Annotated in this window: 17 protein-coding genes and 1 tRNA gene; 6 read left to right on the forward strand and 12 right to left on the reverse strand. The window is 45.6% G+C overall.

Annotated features, from left to right (window positions below; genetic code table 11):
* The first annotated feature begins 167 nt into the window (after positions 1-167).
* Both HGH90_RS12610 and HGH90_RS12615 read left to right on the forward strand, forming a co-directional pair.
* Positions 168-1484 carry a SprT family zinc-dependent metalloprotease gene (locus tag HGH90_RS12610; protein ID WP_168761786.1) on the forward strand — a complete coding sequence of 439 codons (1317 nt, stop codon included), beginning with the start codon at positions 168-170 and terminating at the stop codon, positions 1482-1484.
* A gap of 18 nt (positions 1485-1502) precedes the next feature.
* Positions 1503-1988, forward strand: coding sequence for a hypothetical protein (locus HGH90_RS12615; protein WP_169191251.1), 486 nt, complete (start codon positions 1503-1505; stop codon positions 1986-1988).
* Between the two features lie 163 nt (positions 1989-2151).
* Here HGH90_RS12615 and HGH90_RS12620 read toward each other — a convergent pair.
* Positions 2152-2225, reverse strand: a tRNA-Lys gene (locus tag HGH90_RS12620).
* A 163-nt stretch (positions 2226-2388) separates the two neighbouring features.
* On the opposite strand from HGH90_RS12620, the gene HGH90_RS12625 reads away from it, so the two are divergent.
* Together HGH90_RS12625 and HGH90_RS12630 are read left to right on the forward strand one after the other, a co-directional pair.
* Positions 2389-3567 (forward strand): acetyl-CoA C-acyltransferase, encoded by a 1179-nt coding sequence (locus tag HGH90_RS12625; protein WP_169191252.1) that lies wholly within the window; start codon positions 2389-2391, stop codon positions 3565-3567.
* Between the two features lie 432 nt (positions 3568-3999).
* Positions 4000-4452 carry a hypothetical protein gene (locus HGH90_RS12630; protein WP_168761789.1) on the forward strand — a complete coding sequence of 151 codons (453 nt, stop codon included), beginning with the start codon at positions 4000-4002 and terminating at the stop codon, positions 4450-4452.
* A 23-nt stretch (positions 4453-4475) separates the two neighbouring features.
* Here the strand turns inward: HGH90_RS12630 and HGH90_RS12635 are convergent, their stop codons facing one another.
* The 4 genes from HGH90_RS12635 to HGH90_RS12650 all read right to left on the reverse strand — a co-directional run bounded on the left by HGH90_RS12635 (position 4476) and on the right by HGH90_RS12650 (position 10681).
* Positions 4476-6929, reverse strand: a complete 2454-nt coding sequence (locus HGH90_RS12635; RefSeq protein WP_169191253.1) for a TonB-dependent receptor — start codon at positions 6927-6929, stop codon at positions 4476-4478.
* Between the two features lie 118 nt (positions 6930-7047).
* The gene (locus HGH90_RS12640; RefSeq protein WP_168761791.1) at positions 7048-7407 is read right to left on the reverse strand and encodes a hypothetical protein; all 360 of its coding nucleotides are present in this window, start codon (positions 7405-7407) and stop codon (positions 7048-7050) included.
* Between the two features lie 43 nt (positions 7408-7450).
* Complete coding sequence (locus HGH90_RS12645) at positions 7451-9031, reverse strand: DUF1501 domain-containing protein (protein ID WP_169191254.1); 1581 nt, start codon at positions 9029-9031, stop codon at positions 7451-7453.
* Between the two features lie 18 nt (positions 9032-9049).
* Positions 9050-10681: a DUF1800 family protein gene (locus HGH90_RS12650; RefSeq protein ID WP_169191255.1), complete on the reverse strand. Its 1632-nt coding sequence runs from the start codon at positions 10679-10681 to the stop codon at positions 9050-9052.
* A gap of 677 nt (positions 10682-11358) precedes the next feature.
* Here HGH90_RS12650 and HGH90_RS12655 point away from each other — a divergent pair.
* Entirely contained in the window at positions 11359-11613 is a 255-nt protein-coding gene (locus tag HGH90_RS12655; protein WP_169191256.1) for a helix-turn-helix domain-containing protein, read from the forward strand.
* A gap of 119 nt (positions 11614-11732) precedes the next feature.
* Here HGH90_RS12655 and HGH90_RS12660 read toward each other — a convergent pair whose 3' ends face one another.
* A complete protein-coding gene (locus tag HGH90_RS12660) occupies positions 11733-12194 on the reverse strand; it encodes a DUF983 domain-containing protein (protein ID WP_168761795.1) in 462 nt (153 codons plus the stop codon).
* Positions 12195-12224: 30 nt separating this feature from the next.
* Positions 12225-14003 (reverse strand): ABC transporter ATP-binding protein, encoded by a 1779-nt coding sequence (locus HGH90_RS12665; protein ID WP_168761796.1) that lies wholly within the window; start codon positions 14001-14003, stop codon positions 12225-12227.
* A gap of 150 nt (positions 14004-14153) precedes the next feature.
* On the opposite strand from HGH90_RS12665, the gene HGH90_RS12670 reads away from it, so the two are divergent.
* The gene (locus HGH90_RS12670) at positions 14154-16280 is read left to right on the forward strand and encodes an elongation factor G (RefSeq protein WP_168761797.1); all 2127 of its coding nucleotides are present in this window, start codon (positions 14154-14156) and stop codon (positions 16278-16280) included.
* A gap of 3 nt (positions 16281-16283) precedes the next feature.
* Here the strand turns inward: HGH90_RS12670 and HGH90_RS12675 are convergent, their stop codons facing one another.
* The 5 genes from HGH90_RS12675 to ubiE all read right to left on the reverse strand — a co-directional run bounded on the left by HGH90_RS12675 (position 16284) and on the right by ubiE (position 22143).
* Entirely contained in the window at positions 16284-17822 is a 1539-nt protein-coding gene (locus HGH90_RS12675; RefSeq protein ID WP_168761798.1) for a YifB family Mg chelatase-like AAA ATPase, read from the reverse strand.
* A gap of 55 nt (positions 17823-17877) precedes the next feature.
* Positions 17878-19206 carry a MutS-related protein gene (locus tag HGH90_RS12680; RefSeq protein WP_168761799.1) on the reverse strand — a complete coding sequence of 443 codons (1329 nt, stop codon included), beginning with the start codon at positions 19204-19206 and terminating at the stop codon, positions 17878-17880.
* A 151-nt stretch (positions 19207-19357) separates the two neighbouring features.
* Positions 19358-20701, reverse strand: coding sequence for a dihydroorotase (locus tag HGH90_RS12685; protein ID WP_168761801.1), 1344 nt, complete (start codon positions 20699-20701; stop codon positions 19358-19360).
* Positions 20702-20719: 18 nt separating this feature from the next.
* Complete coding sequence (locus HGH90_RS12690) at positions 20720-21424, reverse strand: porin family protein (protein WP_247679769.1); 705 nt, start codon at positions 21422-21424, stop codon at positions 20720-20722.
* On the reverse strand, positions 21397-22143 hold the full coding sequence (gene ubiE / locus HGH90_RS12695; RefSeq protein WP_168761802.1) for a bifunctional demethylmenaquinone methyltransferase/2-methoxy-6-polyprenyl-1,4-benzoquinol methylase UbiE: 747 nt from the start codon (positions 22141-22143) through the stop codon (positions 21397-21399). Before ubiE ends, HGH90_RS12690 begins: the two co-directional genes overlap by 28 nt.
* Between the last annotated feature and the right edge of the window lie 68 nt (positions 22144-22211).

Raw genomic sequence — 22211 nt, forward strand, 5'->3', positions numbered from 1 at the left:
TTAAAAAGCACTATGTAGCTGAAGAAATAATCTCGTTTATTTGTAATTATCAGGGAAAGCATTATGTTTGTCGGAACCAAGCAGTGTTAACTCAATAGAAATGTTGTATGGAGCGTATAAGTTATTGAAGCCTATTTAATCTGTATTTTTCATTTAAAGTTTTCTGAATGCGAAAGCTATCCTCCGGGCTGTTAACGCCCTTATTGTTGTTATGCCTATTGCTAAAATTGGTTTCATGTTCAAAGCAAGAAAATGATTATCCCAATGAGAAAAAATTGCTTAATGAGATAAAAACCTGGTATATGCAAAGTCCGCATACCACAGGCGAGTTAGATTGGGACGGAGCAAGGATTTCTATAGGCCCTGTAACCGGAAAATCAAAAATAGAGGTGCCTTATCGATTGAACAAGCCGTTTGAAAAAGGCGGTAAAGGCATCAGAAAGATCATTTTTACTAAAGATAAGGGAATAATCGCAGGGACAATGTTCGTAATTGTTGCCACCGAGGAGTATGCAAAATTTCATGCAGGTTTTAATACACAGGATTTTACCGGAGTGATTGGTGAATATGATCTGAACATGAGGTTTATGTACGGTGAATATTATGAAAATGGTATCAAGAAGCGCAAAGCGGAATTTGTATCTTATTCAAGTAAGCGTGCATTCCTAAATGAAATCAAGACAGAGAGAGAATGCCAGTATTTACAGGACACGTATGTTGATGCAGATGGCGTATTCACAGTTTATGGATATTCAGTTTGTACTGATGATCAGGGAAATAGTACCCCCAATACAGGAGCAGGGTCAGGTGTGGGGGTAGGCGGTGGCGGAGGCGGAGGGACAGGAGGTGGTGCTGGTCCACATCAGGATGAGCATTGGGATATAGATGAAGTACCACCGCCAGTCATAAGCCAAGGTGCATCATTTGACTCATTGCGGATCGAACTGGTAAGCCCTTGTCTGATTGAAGCTACCAAATTAGCCATGAAAAATGATTTTCAGAATGCCGTTTTGAAAACGTTTAATCATTTCTTTATCTCACAAAGTGAGGTTGACGTATATGTTGGTGAAGCACCTTTAAGCGGCAATCTTTACGGAAAGACATCAGGAAGTATATATAATATTGAAATAACACTTAATACTAATCTTTTGGCCCATGCCTCAAAAGAATTGATTATTGCAACGCTCTATCATGAAATGATTCATGCTTTGTTTGATGCGAGAAAAACTCAAACAAATGATCCATTGAAATGGGGAGAGGCGTTTCAACACACAATTATGGCTGCAACTTATGTGGATCAAATGAGCTCCTCTCTCCGGCAGATATTTCCATCTTTATCTAAAGACGACGCAGATGCTTTGTCATGGGGAGGATTGGAAGAAACAAACGCCTGGAAATTAATGGATCCGAAAATTGCAAATGAGATATTATTAAAGGCAGATCAATTTGATCAGACGCATAAAGCAGGTACTCGTTGCCCATGATAAAATAAATATAGATATATGAGCATTAGATTAATATGTATGCTTTTCTGCACAATGATGGCAATTTCGTGTAGTTACAAATCTTTTGGACAAGACATTGAAAAGGCAAAGCTGGAAAAGGCAATAGGAAAGCAATTTCGTTATCCGGCAGATTTAGCAGCTAATAAGGTAACTTCTTTTTTTGCCTTACGTATCTTTTTGTCTTCAGAGGGAAAAGTTGATAGTATCCAGACGTCTAGGTTTACGCCAAAGAAAATGATCACAGAGCTAACAAAGAAATCCTATTTATCAGGCATAAATTGGGAAAAGGTGATCCATCACAAAGTGCAAGTTGGAGAATCAATAATCATTCCTTTGGTCGCATACTATGATTCTGGGCAAAATGAACAGACTTTCTATGAATACACGCTAACAGATATCATTAATTTTAATGGGGTAAATGATGTAATAAGTAATTGCGCCATTGTACCTACTATTGCTATACCCTACAACGTATATAAGTAATCTTAAATTAGTAGACATTCAGAAGCTACTCTTTTATCATATGTTTTTGGGGTAGCATTAGATTAACTGTTAGAGGAAAATGTTAGCCCTATCTATTCTATTTACCGCTATAAAAACTGAGTAAAAAAAATAGAAGCCTGCAATGATGCAGGCTTCTATCCTGTGACCCCCCTGGGGCTCGAACCCAGGACCTACTGATTAAGAGTCAGTAGCTCTAACCAACTGAGCTAGGGAGTCAGCTTTTCCCATCCTTTTGTTAAAAACGAGAGTGCAAATTTAACGCATCTTTTCTGAATTTTCATGTACTTAATTTAATTAAATTTGGTAAAAAGGCGGAAATGTGGATAAATACCCATTATGTTGATAATCTAGCCGTTAGCTCATTATAAAATTATTATTCATGCAGGAAGCGTACATAGTAGCCGGATACCGCACCGCGGTGGGCAAATCTAAAAGAGGGGGTTTTCGTTTTTACAGACCGGATGATCTGGCAGTTGACGTAATTACCGGGTTGCTGAAATCCGTACCACAGTTAGATCCCAAGCGGGTCGACGACCTGATTGTAGGTAATGCGGTGCCGGAAGCGGAGCAGGGGTTACAGATCGGGCGCATGATTTCTGTAAGAGCGCTGGGCGTTGATGTGCCGGGCATGACGGTGAATCGCTATTGTGCTTCCGGCCTGGAAACAATCGCAATCGCTACCGCTAAAATACAGTCCGGCATGGCCGATTGTATTATTGCAGGCGGTACGGAGAGTATGAGCCTGGTGCCCGTAGCCGGTTGGAAAACAGTACCTAACTATACCGTGGCCAGTACTAACCCTGATTATTATATTGGCATGGGACTCACCGCTGAAGCAGTGGCTTCTGAGTTTAAAGTAAGCCGCCAGGACCAGGATGAGTTCTCATTTAAATCGCATCAGAAAGCATTAAATGCCATTCAGAACGGCTATTTCAAGCCGGGAATTTTGCCTATTGCTGTAGAAGAAGTGTATGTGGATGAGAAAGGCAAGAAACAGAAACGCACTTATACAGTAGATACCGATGAAGGTCCGCGCGCGGATACTTCTATGGAAGCACTGGGTAAGTTGAAGCCTGTGTTTGCCGCCGGAGGCTCTGTTACGGCTGGTAACTCTTCACAAACGTCCGACGGCGCTGCCTTCGTGATAGTGATGAGCGAACGTATGGTCAACGAGCTGGGATTAAAGCCTATTGGCCGTTTGGTAGGGTGTGTGTCTGCCGGTGTGCATCCCCGTATTATGGGTATTGGCCCCGTGGCCGCTATTCCTAAAGTGTTGCAGCGTACTGGAAAAACTTTACAGGATATCGACCTGGTAGAACTCAACGAGGCATTCGCTTCCCAGTCTATTGCCGTTATCCGGGAGCTGGGCCTCAATCCCGACATCGTGAATATCAATGGCGGTGCTATTGCGCTGGGACATCCCCTGGGTTGTACCGGCGCTAAGCTTACGGTACAACTGCTCGGCGATCTGAAGCGGCTCAATAAAAAATACGGTATTGTTACCGCCTGTGTAGGTGGTGGACAAGGCATTGCCGGTATCATCGAAAATATTAGCTAATTATAAAGGTCAACCTGGCGTTAAAAAGTATGGGGCTGTGAAAACAGCCCCTTTCTTTTTCAACCAAAATCTGAACCAATGGTGGTCAGAAAAATTTTAAAACAAAAACCAAATTTTTTGAAAACTGAGGGAAACTGTTTTTCCTCCGGGCAGGACGCTTGCTTCACACTTACATAACGAGGCCTCTAAACTACAAAATCTCTAATTATTTCAACTAAATATTTATATCAGTGGTAAATAGATAGTGCAAAAACGATTTTATTTATCAAGCCCGCCTGGCCTGACTCGCACTTGGTTTGCCTTTCTTCTTATGTATTTTATTATATTGTAATATTATTTAAATAAACAATATGTAAATAGCCAGTATATTAAGGGGCCTGTACCCACAGATCCATAAAAAATCAATAGCTTTATCCTTTCAAATTATTGATTGTGCAAAGATCCTTACTACTAGTACCTATTTTCTTATTCGCCTGCCAGCAAACAGCTACCAAGGAAGAGACCACTACCGGTCAACCACCGGTAACTACGGCTAAAACAACACCCAAATCGGTGGCTTTTAAACTGATAAGCGGAAATACCAACAGCGATACCGCAGTATTTGAACAGGCAGGCATCACCGCCGGGATCGCCAATACAGGCAACGGGATGCAAACCATCTATATTACACAACAAGGAAAACGACTCATCAACTATATACGGGCTATCGACTCCGCCACTACCGCGCTGCCAACACCTGCGCTGGTTATAACGGGAACGGATACCCTGGTCAGCTTTAATAGGCAACAAACCAATAGCTTCTCTTTTAAAATAAAAAATAACAGGGGATTCTATATGAAATCGACCCACCAGGCCGACAGCATAAAAAAAGCTCCCCTCTTTTAACGGGGAGCTTTCTAAAAAACAGTTTATTTAAAATTGATCGGGATAGCCAGCTTCACACTGTAATTGCGACCTACATTAAATACACCCGCTCTACCGGTAACTTCATTTACAGGAGCATATTTCAACCTGCTCAAATGGCTCTGGTAAGCTACATCCGTAATGTTGTTCACCGCAAAATGAAGGGAGAATAATGTTTTATTTTTCTTATTCACAAAATCAGATCCCAACCCTGCATTAAACAACGTATAACCAGAAGTAGGCGTTTCTGTTGCATAAGCAGTAAACACATCGTTCTGCGCAAAATTCAAATCCATCTGCACGCCCACATAAGCATTCTGTAACGGACTTTTGCCTACTTTCTTAAACTTACCCTTCAACTCAGACAACCAGCGTGCCGGCGGAATATTGGGCAAATATTTCGTAGAGTCGCTGCTGTTAACTGTAGTAGCCCGCACATAGGAAAACGTGTTTTCAAAATGCAGCCAGTCAATCGGATGCGGATGTATGTCCAGCATAATTTCACCACCATATAGGTTGGCATTGGTTTGCTGGTACTGGAACGCTGCAAAACCCTCATCGTTATCATGCACCGGGATAGAATCGGTACCAGCAGCGTTAAACAGTTTACGGGAGAAAATAAAGTTATTGATATGATTATAAAATACGCTCGCTGTCAAAGACAAATGCTGGGTATTGAAATCGATACCCGCATCCACCTGCGTACTTACCTCCGGTTTCAACTGCTGGTTGCCATATTCGTATTTGATAGTGCCTTCATGCACACCATTGGCCGACAACTCCGCAATATTAGGCGCCCGGAAACCACGCGCTGCATTCAGTTTCAACACCACGTGATCGCTGGCCTCATAACTCAGCCCCACACTACCGGATACATTGGAAAAGTTACGATTAAACGCATCAAATTTGCTGTCTCCACTGGTTGCAGGCTTACCATCTGTACCCAGGAACAAGGCCTTGGAGTTAATGGAGCGGTTGTCGAACCGTAAACCGCCACTTAACGTCAGTTTGTTGAATGTTTTGCTGGTAACGGCAAACGCACCAATGTCAAACAGGTCGTACGCTGGGATCAGGAACTCTTCTCCTTTGTTCTTGTTGGTTTGCTGCATACCATTTACCCCTACCGTGGTTTGCCACCCATTCATCTCTGGCAGGTAATACTTAGCGCCATAGTTGAAGGTTTGCAGGTACAGGTAAAGGCCCGGCGTATTCGGTTGCAGCACATCGCCGTATTCTCGGCGCTGGTTCAGCTGGTAACCCAATGTCAGCCCCAAACGGCCGCCATTATTAAGATACAGGTTGTTGTCCCATACTATTTTCTGGTGATTGATCTGCTGCTTGGGAACCGTCATACTATACGAACGGTGATCGCTGCTGGTAACAGGCCCTTCTTCCGCTGCTCCGTCAATATTTACAGGTTTCACGAAATTACCGGTACTGTCACGATCTCCCTCTACCAACCCCAGGTGCTGATTAAAGGAAGAAAAGCTCAGGTGGGAATATCCCCACTGCTTATTGATGCCCAGCGTAGCGCCATAGTTGGTATTGTTGAAGCGGGAATTGAATACATACCCGTCGTATTTATTCTGGTAATCATGCGCTTGCTTTTGCGTAATATAAGCGCCCCAACTGATGCCATTGTTGTTACCTGCTATGTCAGCATGATAGGCCATCAAACCATTGTTGCTCTGGTAGTTGGCTTCCACGTTGCCTTTTATCTGCCCTAATGGTAACGGCGCCGGGGGAACGATGTTAACTACCCCAGCCAACGCATCCGAGCCATATACTAAGGATGCAGGCCCCTTCAGCACTTCTATCCTGCTCACATTGTAATCATCAATTTCAATTCCATGCTCGTCGCCCCATTGCTGGCCCTCCTGGCGTACGCCATCACCTACTACTACCACCCGGTTGTAACCCAGCCCACGGATAAAAGGTTTGGATATAGCCGGACCGGTAGACAATTGCGTTACTCCCGGCACTTTTGCAATGGCGTCAATAATGTTGGTAGAGATGTTGTCATCGAGATAGTCCCGGCGGATTACACTGATGGGCGTAGGCGTTTTCTTTACGGAAGTGGCGAGGTTGGCGCCGGTAATCACAATCTCATTCTTTTCTATCAAGGTTTCTGTCAGCGTAAAATCTTTGTTGGTGGCACCTGAAATAGCCACCAGTTCTGTATAAGCGGCATAGCCGATGTAATGTACATCCACTACATATTTTCCTTTAGGAAGATTTTTGATCACATAATTACCCTGGGCATCCGCAGCAGCGCCTACACGCAGGTCGGGCAGGTAAACAGTGGCTCCCGGCAGGGGCGTATGGGTTAATTTATCCACTACCTTACCGGATAAAGAATTAGAATATCCCTCTTCAGGGTTTACACCGGCATAGGCAGCTGGCAACGCCAACAGCACTATACCCATGAGTCCGAGTATAAATACACGCAAATAATGCATATCTGAAAAATATATAGAACTGATTGCTAATAATGAATAACTAACGTAGCACGAGAGTGCCCGTTATGATAATGCGTATGCTGTTTTAAAGCATGTTTAAAGCGTGTTTAAAGCATGTTTAAAGCATAGCAACGGCCGGAGGCGCCCGGGGAGTGAGATTGTAATAAGTAGCATGCGTGGTTTCTGGTATCGGAAGCGGGAAGAAAATCCAGTTTACCTGCCACACCGGCGCTATATAATAAGTAACAAACGGCTCATAGGGCTCTACACCTATCTGCAGAAAATCACAGTGACGGTGTTGCTCCGAAATGGTAAGCCCGTCATGCTGATGTACGGCATCTACCGTGTCGTGGTGACCGGCAAATTCGTGTATAAACTCCCGCGGGATGGTATTTAAAGTAAATACTCCCAGGAGAAGAATCGCTAATATTTTATGTAGATAGCGCTTATACACGAGGGCAAAGGTAGCAAAATCCATTTATTTGCAACACCGTTGCACGATTATTAATCTAATTATAAGGTCAGTTTACTTTCAGCATAGGCCGTACCTGCTGTACGGGGCCGTTTTGAAACCGGGCATAATAAATACCGCTGGGCAGGGACTGGGCATCAAAAGTAAAGGTATAGGTACCCGGTGTATGTACTTTATTCACAGGTACACTGATCAGCCGGCCAGTGGTGTCAAATACCTGGATCATGGTGTTGCCGCTGCCGGTGATATAGGTAATGGTGGTAAAATTATTAAACGGATTGGGTGAATTGGTGATCAGCTTCTTATCGGTATTCAGATCCGGTAAGCCGGTAATAGTCCCACAGGCCACCCCGCTGATCAGTGGCAGGCGCTGGTAATCTTTTTGCAGGATGTTCTGCAAGGTGGTTTGATCCACGCAGAACCACTGCTCAAGAATAGACGCATAGATAGACCTGAAGTCGTACTGCATGGGGATATTGTCGATTACCGTAGTCGTATCTGGTAAAGCAGGGGAGTTACCCAGCACACCCTGGTTTACATAATCTCCGAAAATGATCATAGGCGCGGCAGCACCGTGATCGGTACCCATACTGTAGTTGGACTTAATACGGCGTCCAAACTCAGAGAAGGTCATACCCACTACGCGGCGGGATGCATGCAGGCCTTTCAGGTCGTCCATAAAGGCTTTAATGGCATCCGACAAACCACCCAGCAGGTTGGCATGGCCTCCCTTGCTGGTATCGCCGCCTTCCGTTTGGTTGGCATGGGTGTCGAAGCCGCCAATGCTCACCATATACAGCCTGGTTTTCAGTCCGCCGGCAATTAACCGGGCTACGATCTTCAATTGTTCCGCTAGGCCATTGTTGGCCGGATAAGCGCCCTGGCTGGTCACTTTCTTGGCAGCCGCCATAATAGATTGCTCATAGCTGTTGGTTTGCTTCGCAATCAGGCGGATATATTGCAATTCCTTACCCCACTTGGTATTGGGAACAGGATCTGTAACGCCATCTATCAGGTTGTAAAAGTCGGTAGCACTGGTAATGGCAATACCCATACTGGCGCCGGCGCCCTGGAAAGCGGGCGACACGATAGAACCAATTTGTATGGCCAGCGGATCGGGATTATCTGCGTTAGGATAACCATCCGGGAAACCAGGATACTGTGTATCGAGGTAACGGCCACCCCAGCCGGTAGTCAATATCTCATTGGAATCGGAACCTGTTAACCAGATATCAGTAGCACGGAAATGGGAATAGTTGGGAGAAGGATAACCCACACTTTGCACAATGCTTACCTTTCCTTCATTGTACAGTTGTTGAATGCCGGTCATTGCCGGGTGCAGGCCGGATTTCAGGTAACTGTCCAGGCGAAGTACCTTACCTTCCTGGATGGCAATATTGGTACGCGCTGCCTGGTATTTGCCATAAACATCAAGCGGAATAACCATGTTCAGGCCATCATTGCCACCGGTCATCTGGATCATTACCAGTACGTGATCGTTATCTTTTGCCCCGGTACTCAATGCAGTGAGCATGGGCGACGAAGCAAAGGCTTTAATGGAAAAACCATTGATCAGGGTAGGTAGGATAGCAGCTGGCGCTGTATATTTGAGGAAGTCTCTTCTTTTCATAAAAAGGTTTTTCAGCTATCAGGATAATTGATATTCCGACAGGTCCATAATGTATTTATACAGCGCCTGGAGGCGTCCTTGCACGTTGTCTTTTGCGGTAGCATCTCCGGGGTTGGCGATATAGGCGTTCCATGCCTGCGTCCAGTAATAGTTACTGTTCGGGCTTTGACCAAAGAGTAGTATCGTATTCTTCAAAAAATCTTTCACTGTATCGGAAACGCCTACGCGATACAGGAGGTCCAGCGAGTCGCTGATCAGGGCTACCGGATCTTCCGGATGCGGGAGCCTGGCGGCAAAGGCCAGGGTGTCTATGCGCAATCCGCCTACGCCACCACTGCTCACCAGTCCATCACTCAGGCGGTTGCGTTTAGGCAACGTATCAGTATTGATCCAGAGTTCATGAAAGGCGGGCTCCTGGTAGTAAGCTTCCCATCCGGCTACCAGCGGGGGATCCCCAAAGTTTTGCAGCATAGCAGCCGCCCTGTCGTGTATAAATGCCCAGGTCTTGTATTGCGACGTATAGTCAGTGGGGATAGGAATCCCATATTCCCGGCAAATGCCTACACAGAAATCGGCCGGACTCTTAATAAGGCAGGCCATATTAGCCGGGTCAAAGAAGTGTTCACTGGTAAACAGCGCATTCAGCGTTACTTTAATATCGTAAAGACTGCTGCGTAGAATATCTGCCAATGGCGCAATCACATTGGTTTCCGTGGCCTGGTCTATATCGTAGTATACGAAGAACCGGTAAAGCTTGCGGCAAATAAATTTCGCCACTTCTGGTTGTAAAAAAATAATATTGAGTAAGTCATCCACTTCTGTAGCACCATCAGGACCTGTTTTCCCGGAGATGACTTTATTGGAATAAAAGCTGGAAAACTGTTTATTGGTGATATCGTGCTGTGTAGTATCAAACAAGCTCACAATATTGGTTCGGTCTACCCGGAACCCGGTGAGTACGCGGGCCGTGGCTCTCACATCATCTTCCGTATAATGAGAATCCGGACCTTTACCTACCGTGAAAAGCTCATGTAATTCCCGGGCATAGTTTTCATCGGCGGCGCCTTTTGAATTGAGGTACCCGTTGAGATATACCAGCATGGCCGGATCCAGGGTAATGGCTTTGGTAAGCGCTTTAAAATTACCCAATGCATGTTTGCGTAACGTGAGATTGTATTGGTAAACAAAGCGGCTATCATTCACCATACTTGTTTCCGTTACAAAATGATTATGCCAGAACAATACCATTTTTTCGTGTATACTGGTAGGTTGGTTAATCATTTGACCAGTCCACCATGCTTTATAGGAAGCTATTCTTTTTCTTTCCAGCATTTCGTCTCCCATGGCGGCTCTTACCCAGGTAGCACCGGGCGCTACCCCGGTATCATCCACCCCATAGTTATTTACGGGAGGGGTAGGATCTGCCTGTGGAGTGAGCAAGGTATCAACTGCCTGCTGCATCGACAGGTTCTTGAAAGTGTTGATATTGTCCGGGGAAACGCCGAAGAGAGTACGTTTCAATAAATGTATCTGCTGTAAAGATCCCCAGGCGCCGGTATAAGGCGCAAGGCCGGTTCTGGTACGGGCAAATGAGGTAACGTTCCGCACTGCGCGGTCAGGAGATAAGGTTAGGAATTGTCTGCGATCCATAAAACGATATGGTTGATGGCCAGGCGACCGATTATAGATCCAAATTAGTAAAAAGTTTAATCTAATTAAAGAGAATGGAGGATTATATTATTCGTAATTCTCATTTTGATATGCTAAAGATCAGGATGATAATTAAATTGTTATTTTGATTAAATCGTATTGTATTAATATACAAATGATTACGAAAAGATTTTTTATCTTCGCAATGTAAAAATACCTACATTTGAAAATGTCTGCGGGTAGTCGTACCCGTAGACAAAAAGTACCAGGGGGCTGCCCATCCGTGGAAAGAGCCAGCAGCCTTACCTGGTTTATTTGAGCAGTAAACACCAACTCAAATGACATATAATAATTTGTCGGCCCCAATGCCGTCCACGAACCTTCGCAGGTATATTTCAGGTAATCAACTTTATCTACCTGATCATAATTGTTGCTTTTCTCATAGTCCATAGTACAACAACTGTGATAGATGAGAGATCATTTTGATCTTCTTTTTCTCAATATTTTACCGGTGTATCGCCGGTACTGGAAATCCATTTTTATCTTAATAATCCTGTTTGCAAAAATCTATATCAACAATCAATTTGAATATGTATAACTTATTGATTATTAATATGTAAATATACTAATAAATTAATAGTGGTATACATTTTTGTAAATTTTTTAACCCACGAAAAATGCATACATCAGAAATCCTGGAAATAGTCAGAACGACACTCGAATTATCAAAACAAGAAATGAGCAACCTGCTGGGCATCCCCGGTAAGCGATATGCCCGCTACGAAAGCGGAGTGTTAATACCAGATGATTTTTTTTATGAAAGAATGGAAACACTATATGGCATCGATATGCAGCAATCCGGTATTGCTTTCGCTCACCCGGAAAAGCTGAAACCTGCGGTATATGAACAGTTGCGTCAATTGTTATTGTAAGGCATAGCGTATGAGCGTCCCTGTTATACTAATTAGGTATTGCAGGTTTGAATAAGAAAGCGAGTTATCAACAAACAAAAATAAAAAAGGAGCCAACGTCAATTGGCTCCTTTGATATTTTAATGATGATGGTGATCAGTATGATCGTGATGATGCTCGTCCGGTTTTAACTTCGCCGTACTGTCATCATAATACACGAAGAAGTATAAATAAATGGCCCTCGATAATCGCATCAGCCAGGGCTGGATAAGTACGAGCAACACCCCATTTACACCCAGCCAGATAAAAATGCTGTTATCTCTCCACGTAAGACCGAAGAAAAGCCAAAACCAGATTAGATTAAACACGCTGAAAGCCACCGATAATGCGTAGCTCACATAGCCTGTACCAAACCAAAATCCTGTTTCTAACTCATACTTCTGTCCACATACCGGGCAGTTATCGTACATATTAAAGATCTTCGAAAACTTAAAGTGAAAGGGATTCTGATCTCTGAACATATGTCCTTTCCTGCATCTGGGGCACTTCATCGTCAGCATGCTGACGAAATAGTTTGGCCGCCCGGGCTGTTGTGTACTCATACTGCAAAAATAACCATTTATTTTAAACTGTTATACCGCAGCAGTTTTGCGTTCGCCGATCTGTTGCCTCCACATAGCGTAATACAGGCCCTTTTCTGCCACCAGGTCTTCATGCTTGCCCGATTCTACAATCTGCCCTTTTTCCAGTACATAAATCCGGTCAGCATGCATGATAGTACTCAAACGATGTGCAATCATCACGGTTATATGTTGTTTGCTGGCGGTGATCTCTCTTACAGTAGTCGTAATTTCTTCTTCTGTAATAGAATCCAGCGCGGAGGTAGCTTCGTCGAATACCATCAGCCGCGGGTTGCGCAGCAACGCTCTGGCAATAGATAACCGCTGTTTCTCTCCACCGGAAATTTTAATACCACCTTCTCCGATCACCGTTTCCAGGCCCTTGTCGGCCCTTGCCAGCAATGAATAACAGGAAGCCTTGTCCAGCGCTTCCATCACCGCTGCATCACTGGCGCCAGGATTTACAAACAACAGGTTTTCTTTGATGGTACCGGCAAATAACTGCGTATCCTGGGTTACAAATCCTACCTGGTGACGCAGGTCTTCCATATCTACTTCATTGGCATCTACGCCGTTGTAGTAAATATGCCCTTCGTTAGGTTTGTATAATCCTACCAACAGCTTCACCAGCGTGGTTTTACCCGATCCGGAAGGCCCTACAAAAGCAATGGTTTCTCCTACTTTTACAGAGAAATTCACATGATCCAACGCTTTGGATGCAGCTGTAAGATGTTTAAATCCTACCTGCTTAAAGTGCAGCTCATCAATGCCATTCACCTTAATAGGATTGGCCGGCATTTCTTCTACCGGCGTATTTAAAATACTTTCAAAGTTCAGCAGCGACACCTGCGCCTCCCGGTAGTTGAGAATGATATTGCCCAACTCCTGCAACGGCCCGAAAATAAAGAAAGAATAAAGCTGCAATGTCATCAGCTGACCAATACTCACCGTGTCCCGGTAAATGTAAAACAATAGCAAAAACAAAATGCTGGAACGCATCAGGTTCACAAAAGTACCCTGTACAAAGCTGATACTGCGAATGCTCCGCACTTTCTTCAATTCCAGCATCAGGATTTTCAGCGTAGTAGAATTTAAACGCCTGATTTCCTGTTGGGTAAGTCCCAAACTCTTTACCAGCTCTATGTTACGGAGCGACTCAGTAGTAGAACCCGCCAGTGCCGTGGTTTCTTTTACGATGGTTTTCTGAATCACCTTAATTTTTCGGCTCAATACACTCATCAATATGGTCAGTAAAATACAGCCGGTGAGGTATACAAAGGGCAGTGTCCAATGCACGGCAGTAGCATACACCATCACAAACAGCACACCGATCAGCGATACAAAGAGCACGTTTACAAAAGCGGTGATAAACTTTTCGCAGTCTACCCGCACTTTTTGTAAAATGGCCAGTGTTTCCCCGCTGCGCTGGTCTTCAAATTGCTGGTACGGTAACCGGAGCGAGTGCTTCAACCCGTCGGTATATACCTGGGCACCAAACTTTTGCACAATCACATTCACGAAATAATCCTGGAATGCTTTGGCAATCCTGGATACCATAGCTACGCCGATAGCAGCCAATACCAGGAGTAATACGCCCCATAAATAGTCGTTTTCAGGCCTGAAAATACTTCCTCCCTTTATGGTCGTCTTAGGATGAGAAGCAAACCTGTCGATAATCCACCCAAAAATCATGGGGTCCATTAGTGAGAAAAGTTGGTTAATACTGGCTAAAGCCATGGCTAATACGACCAACCATTTATATCTCTTTAAATAATGCAATAATAGTTTCATATGTCCAATTTCCTGAGCTGCAAAGGTACTGCATGTTGTCACATATGTGCGGAAAGTTGTGTGCGTTTTTGGTCAAAAAATGTTAACTTAATAGTAAGTTCTTTTCTACAGGCATTGGCGATTATTTTTTACCTGAATAAATCTCCACATATGAAAGCGTATGATGAAAAACATATCAAAAACATCGTACTGTTAGGTGCACCCAAAAGCGGCAAAACAACCCTCGCTGAAACCATGTTATTCGAAGCCGGCATCATCAGTAAACGCGGTAGTATTGAAGAAAATAATACTATCTCCGACTACCACGATATAGAGCACGAACGCGGTAACTCTGTATATGCCACCCTGATGCACACAGAATGGAAAGATTATAAGATCAACATCATAGACACCCCCGGTCTGGAAGACTTCATAGGAGAAGTGATTGCCGCCATCAGGGTATCCGATACCGCAGTATTGCTGCTAAATGCACAATATGGAGTGGAAGTAGGTACCGAAATGGTATGGGACTACGTGGATAAGTACCGGAAACCCACGATTATCGCGGTCAACCAGCTCGACGCTGAACTGGCCAATTTTAATAAAGCCGTAGAAGACGCTGTACAGGCATTTGGCTCATCCGTTACCGTTATGCAGTACCCGGTAAACCAGGGCCCTGGATTCAACGCCATTGTCGATCTCCTGAAAATGACCATGTACCGCTTTCCCGAAAATGGAGGTAAACCCGAAAAGCTTCCCATCCCCGACAGCGAAAAAGAACGCGCCGAAAAAATGCACAACGAACTGGTGGAAAAAGCCGCTGAAAATGATGATACCCTCATGGAGCAATATTTTGAGAAAGGAAACCTGGATGAAGATGAACTTCGTAAAGGCCTCAAAATAGGCATGCTCCGCCACCAGGTGTTTCCCCTGTTTTGCCTGTCGGCAAAGAAAAACATGGGCAGTGGCCGCCTGATGGGCTTCATCGATAATGTAGCCCCCTCCGCCATGGAAATGCCCGATGAGGTGACCACCGATGGCAAAGCCGTTCCCTGTGATCCCGCCCGTCCTACCGCCTTATTCGTATTCAAAACACTACAGGAGCCTCACATTGGGAGGCTCACTTATTTTAAGGTAATGTCAGGAGAAGTGAAAAGCGGTATGGAGCTGATCAACGAACAGGGCAACACTACAGAGCGTATCAGCCAGCTCTTTATTGCAGACGGTAAAAACCGCAACAACGTTGACCGGTTACAGGCAGGCGACATTGGCTGTACCCTTAAAATGAAAAATACCCTGACCAATCATACCCTGGCAGAAAAGAGTTTCGGCGGACAAATAGCGCCCATCGATTTCCCCGCACCTAAAGTACGGGTTGCCATCGAGGCAAAGAATAAAGCCGATGATGAAAAACTCAGTGAAGTGCTGGCCGAAATTCATATGGAAGACCCAACCCTGCTAGTGGAATTCAACCGGGAACTGAAACAGGTAATCCTCCACGGCCAGGGCGACCTACACCTGCTCGTTACCAAATGGCGATTGGAAAACATTTATAAGATGCCGGTAGTTTTCCAGGCCGCCCGGATACCATATCGCGAAACCATCCAGAAACCCGCACAGGCCTCCTATCGCCATAAAAAACAATCCGGTGGCGCCGGCCAATTTGGGGAAGTATTCCTTAAAATTGAACCCTGGTTCGAAGGAATGCCTCCCTATAAGGAACATTCGGTGCGGGATACGGAAGAAATAGCCCTTTCCTGGGGAGGGAAACTGGTATTTAACAACTGTATCGTAGGAGGCGCCATCGACAGCCGCTTCTTGCCCTCCATCCTGAAAGGTGTCATGGAAAAAATGCAGGAAGGCCCCCTAACAGGCTCCTATGTACGCGATATACGGGTAAGCGTATACGACGGTAAAATGCACCCGGTAGACAGCAACGATATTTCCTTCAAAATAGCCGGCATGATGGCTTTTCGCGAAGCTTTCCACCATGCCGCTCCCCAACTGCTGGAACCTGTATTTGAGCTAGAAGCCACCGCTCCCGATGTTATGATGGGCGATATTATGAGCGAACTGCAAAGTCATCGCAGCATTATAACAGGCATGGATACACTGAATGGATACCAGGTCATTAAAGCCCGTACGCCACAAGCCGAAATAGATAAGCTGTTTGCCGCCCTGCGAAATGTTACACAAGGAAAGGCAAAGCTCAGGTCACACTTCGCAGAATACGCCCCTGTCCCGGCCGAATTACAAAAAAAGCTGAGCGAAAACTATAAGGAAGAACTGAATATTTAGCCCTTAGTTGCCCCATCCTTCCCGGTCAAGACTCCTGAACTGTATCGCCTCTGCCATGTGCGCCGGCGTTACACTGTTGCTGCCTTCCAGGTCAGCAATCGTTCTGCTCACTTTCAGTATCCGGTCGTAAGCCCGCGCCGACAACTTCAGCCGCTGCATAGCCTGCCCAAGCTGCTCCCGGCATTGCTCGCTGATCACACATACTTCCGACAGCAGCGAACTATGCATCTGGGCATTGCAATACACGCCTTCATAAGCGGCAAATCGCTCCGCCTGGATAGCCCTTGCGGCAATCACACGGTCACGTATATACGTACTTTTTTCTGCCCGGTGTGTGGAACTCAGATCCGCAAATTTTACCGGCGTTACTTCTACGTGCAAATCGATACGATCCAGCAAAGGTCCCGATACCTTATTCAGGTAGTCCTGTACTTGCCCAGATCCGCAACTGCACTCTTTTTCAGGATGGTTGAAATAGCCGCAGGGGCAGGGGTTCATAGAAGCAATCAACATAAAACTGGCAGGAAAATCAATAGCAGTGCGTGCCCGGGAAATGGTCACCCTTCTTTCTTCCACGGGCTGCCGCATCACTTCCAGCACTTTGCGTTTAAACTCCGGTAATTCATCCAGGAACAATACGCCATTATGCGCCAGCGAAATTTCTCCAGGCTGGGGAATGCTGCCTCCACCTACTAGTGCGGCATCGCTGATGGTATGATGGGGCGACCGGAAGGGGCGATGTATAATGAGCCCGGTATGCGCCGGCAGCTTCCCCGCTACGGAATGGATTTTGGTGGTTTCAAGTGCTTCCTGTAAAGTCAGCGGTGGAAGGATGGTTGGCAATCGTTTGGCCAGCATGGTTTTGCCTGCGCCCGGAGGACCTATCAATATAGCATTATGCCCGCCGGCAGCGGCTATTTCCAATGCCCGCTTAATGGATTGCTGTCCTTTTACATCGCTGAAATCAACCTCAAAAACATCCTGGCTACGGTAAAAATCATCTTGTTCAGGTAATACGGGCACCAGGCTTCCCGGTGTGGTGAGTAGTTGTATGGCCTCTGTAATATGCGAAATGCCATATATCTGTAGCCCGCGTACCATGGCGGCTTCCCGGGCGTTCTGCCGGGGAAGTATGCAGCCCTGAAAACCATCCTGCTGCGCCTGTATCGCCATCGGCAACGCGCCTTTGATAGGCTGGATGGTACCGTCGAGCGATAATTCGCCCATTATCAGGAACTTATCCAGCTGTTCGGCGGGTAGCTGCCCCGAGGCGGCCATAATGCCAGCGGCAATAGGCAAATCATAGGCAGCGCCAGCCTTGCGGATATCTGCCGGCGCCATATTTACTACTGTGCGGGTACGGGGCATGCGTAGCCCCATACATTGAATGGTCGACTCAATACGCCGCTCACTCTCTTTAACGGCATTATCCGGTAGCCCAACGATAAATAATTTATTTCCCTGTGAGGATACATTTACCTCTATGGTAATGGTGATGGCATTCACTCCCTGAATGGCGCTGCCAAAGGTTTTAACAATCATATGGATATTGGGTTAACAATGATCGCGAATATACAACTTTGGCAGCAACGGAAGCTTAACGGATTTGCGTCAACAGCTCCAGTACTTTCTCTCTCTTCAAAATCAGGTAACCGATCTTCTCTTTGGCAATACCGTCTTTCAGCTGGTAAGTAAAATGCAGGTCGTCATCAATAACGGTAGATTCAAAATACTTAAACTGGATACGCTGCTCTGATTGCAGATCTTCAGCTATTTCGTACAAATGGGTGGATAAAATAAAAAGACAGTTCGTGCTCTGCAATAATCCCCGGATAACGGCCAGGGAACAGTTCCGGGCATCTTCTACGTTGGTGCCTTTAAACATCTCATCAATTAATACCAGCCAGTTCTTGCCATTGCTGATCTGTAGGATGGTATTTTTGATGCGCTGTACTTCGCTGTAGAAATAGCTCTCGCCTTTGAAAATATTATCTTGTACCTGTATGTTGCTGAAGATGCCATGGAAAAAGCTGAGCTCCATCTGCTGCGCCGGAACACCCATCCCGATATGCGCCAGAAAAACGGCTACTCCTACAGCCTTGATAAACGTGGTTTTGCCAGCCATATTAGCGCCCGTCAGGAACATAAAATGCGAGGCTTCATCCAGCTGCACATCATAGGCTACCGGCTCAGGTAAAATAATATGATAGAGTTGTTGGGCTTTGATTACCGGGCGGCTGCTGGCAGAAAAACGGGGGAACTCCAGTTTATAATGCCGGATAGCCTTGGCCATGGCGTAAAAGGCATCGAGTTGCTGGTAGAGGGTTACCAGCTCCAGGATCACTTTCTTATGCCGTTTCCGGATGTAATTATCATAACGGAGTATGCCTATAAAATTCAGGGTGCCTTCTTCATCCGCTTTCAGAATGTCGTAAAAATCTTTTTTGCTCAACAGGTGCTGCGCCCGGTCCAGCAAGGTTTTTAAAATTTTAGGGGTATCATCGGCATTAAACACGTTGATGAAAGAACGGAAGCCTTTCAGCAGGTTTACCAGTTGGGTAAAAGAAAATTTGATAAAGCCAAAGTCAGGTGCATACAGTGTTTTATTGATCACCGCCTGTATATACAATGGCAATCCTTCGGTATTGGAAATAGGTTCAATCTGGGCTTCCATGTAGTTTTCCACCACTACTACGGTACCATTGGAGATGATGGAAGGCCAGCTATTTTCCTTCTCCAGGATGTATTGCAGTGCTTTTTGCCTGTTTTCAATCGACGGGATGTCTTGCAGTGGGTTGCTGAACAGCTGCTGCATGTACTCGCGGCCACCGGAAGTAGTGGTAAAATCTAGCCGGTGGAACAGGGAAAATTCTTCGTCGCGATTAAAAATAGACAGGTCGTAATAGGATGTTTTGTCCAGTTGCATGCAGCATCGTTTTAGTGAATATACGGTGGAAGATGCAAGGATAGAAAAATTCCATAAGAAAGAAAAGCGTATTTTCTCGCCAAGGCGCAAAGCAGCTAAGGATCTTCTTCTTCTTAAATGCTTTGCTTCTTTGCGCCTTGGCGGGAAAAAATTAGCGACTGAACGTTAACCGTTGCCCCAGTATATTTTCGTTGAAAACGCCGTTTACATAGGCCAGGTGACCGTTTATAAAGGTATGGGTGATGGCAGCCGGGAAGGTATGTCCTTCAAACGGGCTCCAGGCGCATTTGTAGAAGATATTTTCTTTATTCACGCTGGTTTGGCCCTGTAGGTCTACGATAACGCAGTCAGCAAAATAACCTTCTCTCAAAAATCCTCTTTCTTTTACCTGGAAGCAAATAGCAGGTGCATGACTCATTTTCTCCACCACTTTTTCTATGCTGATATCTCCCTGGCGGGCATGTTCGAGCATGAGCAGCAGGCTGTGTTGTACCAATGGCACGCCGGATGGAGCCTGTAGGTAAGGTTGTTGTTTTTCTTCCCAGGTATGCGGAGCATGGTCGGTGGCAATAATATCCAGCCGGTCGTCTAGGAGTGCCTGCCAGAGCGCGGTTTTATTTTCCGGCGCTTTGATGGCGGGATTACATTTAATCAGGTTACCGTATTGCGCATAATCATCTGCGGTGAAATGGAGGTGATGTACGCATACTTCTGCAGTAATCCTCTTTTCGGCCAGGGGCAGCATGTTACCGAATAATTGCAGTTCCCGGGCGGTGGAGATATGCAGGATATGCAGGCGGGCATCATGTTTCTGTGCAAACTGGATGGCTACCAGGGAAGACTCGAAGCAGGCCTCTACATTGCGGATCAGCGGGTGGTCGGCAGCTGTGAGCTGGTCGCCCTTTTCCCGCTGGAAAGCTTCCATATTGGCACGGATGATTTTTTCATCTTCGCAGTGGGTGGCAATCAACAGTTCGCTGTTGGAAAAAACGGTTTCCAGTGTGAGGTAGTTATCCACCAGCATATTGCCGGTAGAGGATCCCATGAATATTTTGACCCCGCAAACGCTGTCTTTTTTGGCGTTTGTTTTCAGGATTTCTTCTACGTTATCATTGGCCGCTCCCATAAAAAAGGAATAGTTAGCCAGTGAATGTTGCCGGGCGATGGTGTATTTATCTTCCAGTAGTTCCTGTGTAAGGGCCGCTGGCTTGGTATTAGGCATCTCCATGAAGCTGGTGGTGCCACCGGCTACGGCGGCGCGGGCTTCGGTATAGATGGTGGCTTTTTGTGTTAGGCCGGGTTCACGGAAGTGTACCTGGTCGTCTATAACGCCTGGCAACAGGTGCTTGCCTTCTCCGTTAATTTCTGTGTATTGGCCACTGACGGTGATGTTGGGCGCAATTTTTTCAATGCGGCTGTTCTTGATCCATACATCCTGTACCGTGGTGCGTCCTTCGTTAACCACGGCGATATTCCTGATGAGGTAGTTTTGCATGCCGCAAAGGTAGAAAAATTATCCTTCAAGATGTATGGAAAACACGATCATGCGGGATTGCAGCTTGTCTATTACATTGGAGTAGCGCAGGTTAGGATCTTTCACATGTACGTTGCCAAAGCCATTGCTGATTTTAAATTCGGGAGCAAAGATGAAGCTTTCAAAGTAAAACTCAAACCCGGCGCCTACCTCATAACCATAGTCGCTTTTTTTCACTTTTACCAGGTCTTCCGCCCGGCGTAAACGGGCATTGGAGGCCAGGTCGTAGTCGTATTTAAGGCCGGCAATGGTATATACACGCATATTGCCGATACGGTCGGATTTAAACTTTATTTGTAAGGGAAAGCTCAGCAGGATGGATTCAATCTTCTTTTCAGTGTCTTGCGACTTGGGATAAGTTTCGCGGTAGTACAGGTTTTTGGAGGCAAAGATCAGCTGCGGGTTAAAGCGCAGGTCAAAATGCTCACTGAGCCTGGCGTTGGCCAACAATCCCAGGTTGAATCCCATTGTTTTCAGGGGTTCGGCTACCATGATAGAGTCGGTGGCTAAGAAAGCGGGAGAGTGCTCCAGCTTGTAAGCCGACTGGTTGGCAGCCAGCGTAATACCAAAGTAATAGGGTTTTGCATCGTGTTCCAACATATTCAGATTGGTTTGCTGCGCTTTTGCAGGCAGCATCCCGATCAATAAGATGAATATCAGCGCGTAGCGCAGTAGATAGAACATATGCCGAATGTAAGCGTTTTGCATGTAACGGCCTGAAAACGGGTATTGGTTAATATGGTTCGCATTGCTTCACCCTGCGGAAACGCTTTCACAGATTCTGGCAGATAACTGTAAGCCGCCTGGCTCTTAGCTATCCATTTCCCGATCAGCGGTGTAATATAGCGAAAATACGAATTATATAATTGTTTAATAGGAAAAACTGTAGGATTCGAAAATTCCAGGATCACCAACCTACCCCCCGGCTTCAATACACGATACATTTCTGATAACCCCTTTTCCAGGTGCTCAAAATTACGTACGCCGAAAGCCACAGTTATCGCATCAAACGTTTGGTCGGGAAAACTTATTGTCTCGCTATCGCCGCTTTGCAAGGTAATTTTGCCGCTAAGACCCAGTTTGTCGATTTTTTCCCGCCCATGTGCCAGCATGCCCTCAGAAATATCTATCCCCACAATTTTTTCGGGGTGCAGGTGCTTTTCAGCCATAATGGCAAAGTCACCGGTACCGGTAGCCACGTCCAGCATCAATTTGGGCTGAATAGCCTTCAGATAGCGAAGCGCCTTCTTCCGCCAGATAATGTCGATTCCGAGCGACATAAAGTGGTTGAGAAAGTCATAGCGATAAGCAATATCATCAAACATAGTCGCTATCTGCTCCTTCTTGCTTAATTTTGACCCTTCAAAGGGAACGATCTTCTGAACATTTGCATTTTCTGACATAGTGCGCAAAGTTAAAGAAATGTGGTCATGTGACAGTATACAAATACAGAGATCCGGCAATTTTTAAT

The sequence above is a fragment of the Chitinophaga sp. Ak27 genome, assembly GCF_012726295.1.
Classification (GTDB): Bacteria; Bacteroidota; Bacteroidia; order Chitinophagales; family Chitinophagaceae; genus Chitinophaga.

Coding starts and splice junctions, on each gene's coding strand:
- HGH90_RS12635 (WP_169191253.1), bottom strand. CDS start 6,929: ATGCATTATTTGCGTGTATTTATACTCGGACTCATGGGTATAGTGCTG.
- HGH90_RS12650 (WP_169191255.1), bottom strand. CDS start 10,681: ATGGATCGCAGACAATTCCTAACCTTATCTCCTGACCGCGCAGTGCGG.
- HGH90_RS12640 (WP_168761791.1), bottom strand. CDS start 7,407: ATGGATTTTGCTACCTTTGCCCTCGTGTATAAGCGCTATCTACATAAA.
- HGH90_RS12645 (WP_169191254.1), bottom strand. CDS start 9,031: ATGAAAAGAAGAGACTTCCTCAAATATACAGCGCCAGCTGCTATCCTA.
- HGH90_RS12675 (WP_168761798.1), bottom strand. CDS start 17,822: ATGATTGTTAAAACCTTTGGCAGCGCCATTCAGGGAGTGAATGCCATC.
- HGH90_RS12615 (WP_169191251.1), top strand. CDS start 1,503: ATGAGCATTAGATTAATATGTATGCTTTTCTGCACAATGATGGCAATT.
- HGH90_RS12690 (WP_247679769.1), bottom strand. CDS start 21,424: ATGTTCTATCTACTGCGCTACGCGCTGATATTCATCTTATTGATCGGG.
- HGH90_RS12685 (WP_168761801.1), bottom strand. CDS start 20,701: ATGCAAAACTACCTCATCAGGAATATCGCCGTGGTTAACGAAGGACGC.
- HGH90_RS12670 (WP_168761797.1), top strand. CDS start 14,154: ATGAAAGCGTATGATGAAAAACATATCAAAAACATCGTACTGTTAGGT.
- HGH90_RS12665 (WP_168761796.1), bottom strand. CDS start 14,003: ATGAAACTATTATTGCATTATTTAAAGAGATATAAATGGTTGGTCGTA.
- HGH90_RS12680 (WP_168761799.1), bottom strand. CDS start 19,206: ATGCAACTGGACAAAACATCCTATTACGACCTGTCTATTTTTAATCGC.
- HGH90_RS12625 (WP_169191252.1), top strand. CDS start 2,389: ATGCAGGAAGCGTACATAGTAGCCGGATACCGCACCGCGGTGGGCAAA.
- HGH90_RS12610 (WP_168761786.1), top strand. CDS start 168: ATGCGAAAGCTATCCTCCGGGCTGTTAACGCCCTTATTGTTGTTATGC.
- HGH90_RS12655 (WP_169191256.1), top strand. CDS start 11,359: ATGCATACATCAGAAATCCTGGAAATAGTCAGAACGACACTCGAATTA.
- ubiE (WP_168761802.1), bottom strand. CDS start 22,143: ATGTCAGAAAATGCAAATGTTCAGAAGATCGTTCCCTTTGAAGGGTCA.
- HGH90_RS12660 (WP_168761795.1), bottom strand. CDS start 12,194: ATGAGTACACAACAGCCCGGGCGGCCAAACTATTTCGTCAGCATGCTG.